General features: G+C 57.4%; 2 protein-coding genes. One reads left to right on the forward strand and one right to left on the reverse strand.

Annotated elements, in window-relative coordinates; translation table 11 throughout:
- Window positions 1-68: 68 nt before the first annotated feature.
- Window positions 69-884, forward strand: a complete 816-nt coding sequence (cysQ, locus tag B3Z49_RS10700) for a 3'(2'),5'-bisphosphate nucleotidase CysQ (protein WP_296990733.1) — start codon at window positions 69-71, stop codon at window positions 882-884.
- 75 nt (window positions 885-959) lie between these two features.
- On the opposite strand, the gene B3Z49_RS10705 is transcribed toward cysQ, so the two are convergent.
- On the reverse strand, window positions 960-1215 hold a 256-nt coding region (locus B3Z49_RS10705), incomplete at its 5' end, for a hypothetical protein (protein ID WP_296990702.1).

The raw sequence follows: 1215 nt of genomic DNA on the forward strand, positions 1-1215 counted from the left end.
CTGGACGTTGCGGGCAAAATTCCCTATTCCCGTGGGATAGTTCAATCTCCCTGACAAACGAGAGTGCCATGACCGTTGCCCTGCCCGCCAATGCCGATGCCCTTGAAAACGGACTGATTGAAATTGCCCGCAAGGCCGGGGCGGCGATGATGGAAATCTATCAGACCGATTTCGAAGTCCGGTCCAAGGATGATGCCAGCCCGGTGACCGAGGCCGATGAAGCAGCCGAGGCCGTGATCCTGCCGGGGCTTCGCGCACTCACCCCCGATATCAAAATCGTGTCCGAGGAAAGTGCCGCCAAGGGCGATGTGCCCGATGTGAACGGGGAGACCGATTTCTTCTGGCTGGTGGATCCGCTGGATGGCACCAAGGAATTCATCAAACGCAATGGCGAGTTCACGGTCAATGTCGCCCTGATCGCCAAGGGAAAGCCGGTTCTGGGCGTGGTTTATGCCCCGGCAATCGACAAGCTTTATTACGGCGGCCCGGATGGTGCGAAACTGATCGAAGGCGACGTTGCCCCCAAAACCACCGCGATTTCGGTACGCAAGATGCCCGAAGACGGCGTTGTCGTTGTCGGATCACGCTCACACGGCGATCCCGAGGCGATGAAAGCCTTTCTGGGCGATCTTGCGGTCAAGGAACTGCGCCCGGCGGGAAGTTCATTGAAGCTTTGTCTGGTTGCGGCCGGTGAAGCCGATCTTTATCCCCGCCTTGGCCCGACCATGGAATGGGATATCGGGGCCGGTCATGCCGTTCTGCTTGCTGCCGGCGGTGTGGTTGAAAATATGGACGGATCAGGATTCGTTTATGGCAAGGCCGATTTCCGCAACCCGTTCTTCATCGCGCGCAGCCCGTCGGTGCCGGTCAAGTACGAGAACTGATCCTTCGCAGAGCGGGATCAAAAGCGAATTACAAAGCCGCATCAAAAGCTTGCCGGTCCCGCGCTGCAATACCGATCAGACCGGCATTTTTCGGGAAAGCTTGAAACTGCTCCACCCCGCAGTTTTCTTGACTTTCAGGACGTTTTGCGTTATCCATTCCTTATCGCCACACAGAGTGTAGGTGACGTAAATAGCCGCCGGAATCACGGCGACGCGGTCCGATTTCACCACCGCGGGGCGAAACCGGGCTAGAGCGTAAATTGGAGCCGCCATTTTCATGGCGGCTCTGCGCTTTTTGGGGTGGTGTTTAATTGCCGAAGCCCCGTAGCTA

The sequence above is a fragment of the Thalassospira sp. UBA1131 genome (assembly GCF_002311515.1).
Lineage (GTDB): Bacteria > Pseudomonadota > Alphaproteobacteria > Rhodospirillales > Thalassospiraceae > Thalassospira.

What these genes read in the sequence shown, in the direction of transcription:
- cysQ (WP_296990733.1), top strand. Translation starts at nt 69, where the DNA reads ATGACCGTTGCCCTGCCCGCCAATGCCGATGCCCTTGAAAACGGACTG.